Raw genomic sequence first — 4686 nt, 5'->3', positions numbered from 1 at the left:
GAGATGACCACCTCCCCCGTAGCCTCCGTGCTGTTCGTCTGCGTCTACAACGCCGGCCGCTCCCAGATGGCCGCCGGATTCCTGGCCCACCTCGCTGCGCCGCGTCGCCGACGCGATGCGCGCCCACCCCGAGTACGTGGCCGGCACCCGCCGGGCCGACACCTGGCTGATGCGGGCGGTGCCGGGCGCGCTGTCCAAGATGGGCGCCGAGGCCGTCCAGGTGGTCGCGCTGCCGGACGGGCGGGCGCTGGCCTTCAAGATCGAGGACGGCGCCGAGCGGGCCCGCGGCCCGGTGCTGGCGGCCGCGCTGCGCCGGCTCGGGGTGGCCGGGGCGGAGGAGACCGTGGAGCGGATCGGCGCGGCCCCGCTGCTCGGCGGCGGCATACCGGTCGGCGAGGTGCGGGCGGCCTTCTAGCCGGCCCTCCGGGCGGTCTTCCGGGCGGCCTTCCGGGCGGCGCTCCCCGGATCGTGCGTACGGCGGTCGGCGGCCGCCCGTCGGGGTGCGGGCGGCCCCGGGCCGGTGCACGGTGGACCGGGGGCCGTCGCACAGCTGAGGAGTCCGCCATGACCGACCATGTGTACCGGGTGACCGAGATCGTCGGGTCCTCGACCGAGAGCGTCGACGCCGCGATCCGCAACGGGGTGGAGCGGGCCTCCCGGACGCTGCGCAACCTCGACTGGTTCGAGGTCTCGCAGGTCCGGGGCCACCTGGAGGACGGCCGGATCAAGCACTACCAGGTGTGCATGAAGGTCGGCTTCCGGCTGGAGGACTGAGCGCGGTCCGGGACGTTCGGGGCGGGTCCGGGGCTCAGCGCTCCGGCAGCACCAGCGGCACCCCGGTGCGCGGGTGCGCCGGCACCTCCACGGGGTGCCCGTGCACCTCGCTGAGCAGCGGCGCCCGCAGCACCCCGGCGGCCGGCCCGTCGGCGACCGTCGCCCCGCCCGTCGGCAGGACCACCCGGTCGGCGTAGGCCGCCGCCAGGGACAGGTCGTGCAGCACCACGACCACGCCGTCCCCGGCGGCCCGGGCGGCGGCAGCGCCACGGTGCTGGTCCGCGACCGGCGTGGCCCGGTCAAGGCCTGACGCGGGGCGGGGAAACCGAGAGGCCCCGGCGGTCGCCCGCCGGGGCCTTCCCGTGTTCGGTCGTGCCGAGGAGAAACGTTCATGCCCTCCGTCAGGCGCTCAGCGGGTAGCGCGCGTCCAGGTCGCGGAACACCGCTCCGTTGAGCACGAAGGCCCGCTTGCACTCCTCGACCACCCGGCGCCGCTCGACCTCGTCCATCGCCTCCCCGGCCGCGTCCAGCTTGGCCCGGTACGCGCGCTTGAAGGCGGCCGGGTTGTCGACCTCCTCGAAGACGTAGAACCGCACGCCGTCGCCCTTGCGCTCGAAACCCCAGGTCCGTTCCGCCACGCCCCGGATGATCTGGCCGCCCGACAGGTCGCCCAGGTAGCGGGTGTAGTGGTGCGCGAGGTACCCGGCCGGCCACTCGGCGGCCAGCTCCTCCACCCGGGCGACGTACGCGGCGGTGGCCGGCAGCGGCGCCAGGCCGTCCCGCCAGCCGGGCCCGCGCAGGTGCGCCAGGTCGCGCTCGACGGCGGCGGTGCGCAGCAGCGCCCGGTCGATGAAGGGGCCCGCCAGCGGGTGCTCCGCGAGTTCCTCGGCCCGGCTCTCCAGGGCCCGGTAGACGTACCAGAGCTGGCCGGTGAGGTCGGCGTACGCCTCGATCCCGAGCCGGCCGCCCAGCAGCCGGCTCATGAACGAGGACTGTTCGGCCGCCTCGTGCTCCTCGCTGCTGGCGGTGCGGAGCACGGTGGAGAACGGGACGGGCGCGGGCGCGGGCATGCGGCCTCCAGGGTCGGGATCGGCCGGTGCGGAACCGGCCGGTGCGGATCGGTCGGCAACTTTGGTTAGCCTAACCTGACTTCACATCATGCCGACAGGCTGTCGGCAAGGCGTTCCGCCCCCGGGCACGACAGAGGCCGGGGCCCGCGGACGAATCCGCGAACCCCGGCCCAGGCTGTCCCGACCTACCTCGAACCGCCCTCGATCGACGAGATCGGAACGACGGCTCAGTGACCGCCCTGCTCCGCCAGACGCTTGATCGAAGCGGTGACCTCGGCCTCGGCCTCGGCGCGGCCGACCCAGTTGGCGCCCTCGACGGACTTGCCGGGCTCCAGGTCCTTGTAGACCTCGAAGAAGTGCTGGATCTCCAGGCGGTCGAACTCCGACACGTGGTGGATGTCGCGCAGGTGCTCCCAGCGCGGGTCGGTCGCCGGGACGCAGAGCAGCTTGTCGTCGCCGCCGGCCTCGTCGGTCATGTGGAACATGCCGATGGCGCGGCACTTGATCAGGCAGCCCGGGAAGGTCGGCTCGTCCAGGATGACCAGGGCGTCCAGCGGGTCGCCGTCCTCGCCGAGCGTGCCCTCGACGTAACCGTAGTCGGCCGGGTAGCGGGTCGAGGTGAAGAGCATCCGGTCGAGCCGCAGACGGCCGGTCTCGTGGTCGACCTCGTACTTGTTACGAGAGCCCTTCGGGATTTCGATAAGGACGTCGAACTCCAACGGTTCCTCCAAGGTAGGGACTGACAGAATCCAAGTGTCTCCTACGGGAGTGAGTGCTCGGGAAAGGGGCCGGTCGGTGGGAGCAGGGGGAGGGTCGCCGCGCCGCCGCGGGGGGACGGCCGCGGGGCTGTTCGGGGTGGCGCTGCTGGTCGTCGGTACGGTCCTGGCCCCGGGCGGTGCGTATGCGCAGCCCCTCGCGCCGCCGGGCGGGCACAGCGCCGGCCCGGGCGGGGACGAGGGCCACGACGGGCCGGGCGGCCACGACGGGCGGAAGGGCGACCACGGCAAGGGCGGTGCCAAGCCCGGGTCGGACGAGGCTCCGGGCGCCGCGCCCACCCGGCGGGCCGCGCCGCCCGCCGCCTCCGGGCCCGCCGTGCCCACCGCGCCCGCCACCGGCGGCAGCGACGCGCCCGGTGCCCGCCCGGCCCCCGCGCCGGGTGCCGTCCTGGCCGCCGTCGACGGCGCGGGTGCCGCCGTCCCCACCGCGCAGGGCCTCCAGCAGGCGCTGGCCGCCGTCCGCGCCGACCGGAACCTCGGCGACCTGACCTTCGCCGTCGCGGACGCCGCCACCGGCCAACTCCTGTACGGCGCCGGGGAGAACACCCCGGCCACCCCGGCCTCCACCACCAAGCTGGCCACCGCCATCGCGGCCCTGTCGCTCATCCCGGGCGAGACCCGGCTGCACACCCGGGTGGTCCGGGGCACGGACCCGGGCACGATCGTCCTGGTCGGCGGCGGCGACCCGACGCTCACCGCGCTGCCCGCCGACCAGGTGCAGATCGGCGGGCAGCCGGCCGACGCCGACACCGCCCCGGCCTCGCTGGACGCCCTCGCCCAGCAGACCGCCGACGCGCTCAAGGGCGCCGGCACCACGACGGTCCAGCTGGACTACGACCTGTCGCTGTACGCGGGCAGCCCGCAGCACCGGAACCACGACGCGCAGAACATCGCCCTGGTGGTCCCGCTGATGGTGGACGAGGGCAGGGTGGACCCGAAGAGCCGGGACGACGCGCCGGACCGGGTCGCCGATCCGGCGGCCGCGGCCGCCGAGGCCTTCGCCGCGCTGCTCAAGGCCCGCGGCATCACCGTGACAGGTGCCAAGCCCGCCGCCACGCCCGCCCCCGCCCCGGCCGCCAGCGGCCAGGTCCCGCTCGGCGACGTCTTCTCGCCGACCGTGGCCCGGCTCGTCGAACGCCTGCTGACCACCTCCGACAACCAGCTCGCCGAGGCGATCGCCCGTCAGGTCGCCGTCGTCGCCCACCAGCCGGCGAGCTTCGAGGGTGCCGCGGCCGCCGTCACCCAGGAGCTCGCCCGGCTCGGCGTGCCGATGACCGGCGTGGTGCTGAACGACGGCAGCGGACTGCACACGGGCAACGAGATCCCGCCCGCCGTCCTGGTCCGGCTGCTCGCGCTGGCCGCCTCCGAGCAGCACCCCACGCTGCGTCCGGTGCTCACCGGCCTCCCGGTCGCCGGATTCACCGGCACCCTCAACAGGCGCTACGGCTCCGGGTCCGGCGCCGCCGACGCGGCCGGCCTGATCCGCGCCAAGACCGGCACCCTCAGCGGCGTCAACACCCTGGCCGGCACCGTCGTCGACGCCGACGGCCGCCTGCTCGCCTTCGCCGTCATGACCCGCACCACCGCCCCCGCCGACGCCGCCCGCGCCGCCATGGACCGCATCGCCGCCCGCCTCACCACCTGCGGCTGCCACTGACCCACCCGCCCCCGGCCGCCGACGGGTCGGCGCCCTCGTCCACCGCGAGGACCGGCGGTCGCACCGTCGACCGCCGCGCCGGACCGCGGACTTCGGCGCCCGAGGCCGCCCGGTGTGCCTCCCACGGCCTCGCCGACGGTTCACCGAGGACCTCCCGCCGCGGTGGGCCGTCGCTCGCCCGGCACGGCGGGACCCGCCGGTTCCTGGCCGGGGCTGGAGCCGGAGCCCGTGCGGCCACGGGGCGTTGGGCGAGGGCCGCCGCCGGCCCGGTCAGCGCGCCCGCCCGCCCGATCGCCCAGGTGGACGGCCAGGTCGCGACGGCCGTCCCCGCCCAGAAGGCGGCGACCATGAACGGGTACGACCAGATCCGCTCCAGATCGGCGAACACGTTCCAGGACCAGCCCGGGGC

Annotated in this window: 4 protein-coding genes and 2 pseudogenes; 3 read left to right on the top strand and 3 right to left on the bottom strand. The window is 75.7% G+C overall.

What is annotated here, in order from left to right:
• Positions 1-97: 97 nt before the first annotated feature.
• Both ABZW03_RS37615 and ABZW03_RS37610 read left to right on the top strand, forming a co-directional pair.
• Positions 98-415: pseudogene (locus ABZW03_RS37615) on the top strand (asparaginase); the annotation flags it as partial.
• A 149-nt stretch (positions 416-564) separates the two neighbouring features.
• On the top strand, positions 565-774 hold the full coding sequence (locus ABZW03_RS37610) for a dodecin (RefSeq protein WP_224285507.1): 210 nt from the start codon (positions 565-567) through the stop codon (positions 772-774).
• Between the two features lie 34 nt (positions 775-808).
• Here the strand turns inward: ABZW03_RS37610 and ABZW03_RS37605 are convergent.
• The 3 genes and pseudogenes from ABZW03_RS37605 to ABZW03_RS37595 all read right to left on the bottom strand — a co-directional run.
• Positions 809-1024, bottom strand: a pseudogene (locus ABZW03_RS37605) (hemin ABC transporter ATP-binding protein); the annotation flags it as partial.
• A gap of 151 nt (positions 1025-1175) precedes the next feature.
• Complete coding sequence (locus ABZW03_RS37600) at positions 1176-1844, bottom strand: biliverdin-producing heme oxygenase (protein WP_355268890.1); 669 nt, start codon at positions 1842-1844, stop codon at positions 1176-1178.
• 227 nt (positions 1845-2071) lie between these two features.
• Complete coding sequence (locus ABZW03_RS37595; RefSeq protein WP_030059594.1) at positions 2072-2563, bottom strand: inorganic diphosphatase; 492 nt, start codon at positions 2561-2563, stop codon at positions 2072-2074.
• A 76-nt stretch (positions 2564-2639) separates the two neighbouring features.
• Here ABZW03_RS37595 and dacB point away from each other — a divergent pair, with 76 nt between their 5' ends.
• Complete coding sequence (gene dacB / locus ABZW03_RS37590; RefSeq protein WP_355268888.1) at positions 2640-4277, top strand: D-alanyl-D-alanine carboxypeptidase/D-alanyl-D-alanine-endopeptidase; 1638 nt, start codon at positions 2640-2642, stop codon at positions 4275-4277.
• Positions 4278-4686: the final 409 nt, after the last annotated feature.

Source organism: Kitasatospora sp. NPDC004799, from assembly GCF_040609095.1.
GTDB lineage: Bacteria > Actinomycetota > Actinomycetes > Streptomycetales > Streptomycetaceae > Kitasatospora.
This window is presented reverse-complemented; position numbering and strand designations above follow the sequence as displayed.

What these genes read in the sequence shown, in the direction of transcription:
- ABZW03_RS37600 (WP_355268890.1), bottom strand. Translation starts at nt 1,844, where the DNA reads ATGCCCGCGCCCGCGCCCGTCCCGTTCTCCACCGTGCTCCGCACCGCC.
- ABZW03_RS37610 (WP_224285507.1), top strand. Translation starts at nt 565, where the DNA reads ATGACCGACCATGTGTACCGGGTGACCGAGATCGTCGGGTCCTCGACC.